This window comes from Microcoleus sp. w2-18bC1 (assembly GCF_036700365.1).
In the GTDB taxonomy this organism is placed as follows: domain Bacteria; phylum Cyanobacteriota; class Cyanobacteriia; order Cyanobacteriales; family Microcoleaceae; genus Microcoleus.
In genome coordinates this window covers 1-1,449 of sequence record NZ_JAUBOS010000160.1, presented here as the reverse complement: position 1 = coordinate 1,449, position 1,449 = coordinate 1, and the positions used below count along the sequence as shown (strand labels likewise).

The following is a 1,449-nucleotide window of genomic DNA, read 5'->3' as shown; positions in this document are numbered from 1 at the left end:
CAATACTCCGGACAGTTTTTAAAGAGGAATGCGATCACAATAAAATAGAGAAGTGAAAAAAGTGAGTGCAATCTGAACCCAAAATCAACAGAAAAAAAGGCACTCTTTTAGGTTAAGCTATAAAAACACACAAGCTCAACAGATTGCCTTATGAAGATTATTGAATCGATCTTACAACAAATGCCAGGGATTAGTCAACCCCAAAAGAAGTTTTTAATCACTTTATTTTCAACTATTTTGCTGGTCTATGGTAAGGTCAACTTCACGAATCTCAGTCGTTATAGTTATTTGAGCGAAAAAACCTACCGTCGTCACTTTCTCAAAAGCTTTAATTTTCCACAATTTAATCAATATTTCCTCGAATCTGCCTTAAATCCTGAACACACAGTCATTGCCGTTATCGATTGTTCTTTTTTAAGAAAAAGTGGCAAAAAAACTGACGGTAAGGGTTATTTTTATAATGGTGTAGCGGGGAAATCGGAACAGGGGTTGGAAATTTCTGTAATTTCTATTGTCGAAATTGAGACTCGTTTATCTTATAGTTTAAGTGTACAACAAACTCCATCACGCCCTCAAATAAAGCCTGCGAAAAAGCTGCCCCAAAAACCGAAGAATAGCTGGTCAAAAAAATCTCGCAAAAAACCTGACTTTCAAAGCTCAACGCCTGACATCACAAGAGTTGATGACTATGCACAACATCTAAAGAATACTCGTTGTTACTTCCCAACTTCTGTACGTTATTTGGTGGCTGATGGCTATTACTATCGCTCTAAATTCTGGGATGCTGTGCGCGACTTGAATTTAGACTTTATTGGCAAGTTAAGAAGTGATGCTAACCTACGCTATCTCTATACAGGTGAACAAAAGAAACTGGGAGCTCCACGTAAATATGATGGCAAGGTTGACTGCCATGATTTGAGTCGTCTTAATTTCGTTAAATACCTAAAACCGGGAGTTTCATTATATACATTGATTGCGTGGAGTTGTTGTTTAAATTGCCCAATTTGTTTGGTTTGTATCTCTGAAGTTCAAGCCAACGGCAAAATCAAAAATGCTTTATTGTTTAGCACTGATATTCACCTACCACCTGAGCAAATTCTTGAATATTATCAGGCTCGCTTCCAGATTGAATTTATTTTTCGTGATGCCAAGCAATTTACAGGATTGTCTGATTGTCAAGCTCGTCATTTACCACGGCTTGATTTTCACTTTAATGCCAGTCTAATTGCCTTAAACTTAGCTAAACATCAACTCTCTAGTTGTCATTCATCTGCCAAGTCGTTTGTGTTTTCTATGGCCTCTTATAAACGTCTGGAATTCAATAAGCATCTACTTTCTACCTTTATTGATAAGTTAGATTTAGACCCGGATTTGATTTTAAATCACCCTAACCTTCCTTCAGTCTTGTCTTATGGTACTCTGGCTGCTTAAAAACTGTCCGGAGTATTG

General features: G+C 37.1%; 1 protein-coding gene. It reads left to right on the top strand.

Annotated features, from left to right (window positions below; translation table 11 throughout):
• Positions 1–150: 150 nt before the first annotated feature.
• Positions 151–1,431 (top strand): transposase, encoded by a 1,281-nt coding sequence (locus QT979_RS28830; protein ID WP_333312384.1) that lies wholly within the window; start codon positions 151–153, stop codon positions 1,429–1,431.
• Positions 1,432–1,449 lie beyond the last annotated feature (18 nt).

Excerpts from the sequence above, each read along its gene's own strand:
- QT979_RS28830 (WP_333312384.1), top strand. The coding sequence starts at position 151 with ATGAAGATTATTGAATCGATCTTACAACAAATGCCAGGGATTAGTCAA.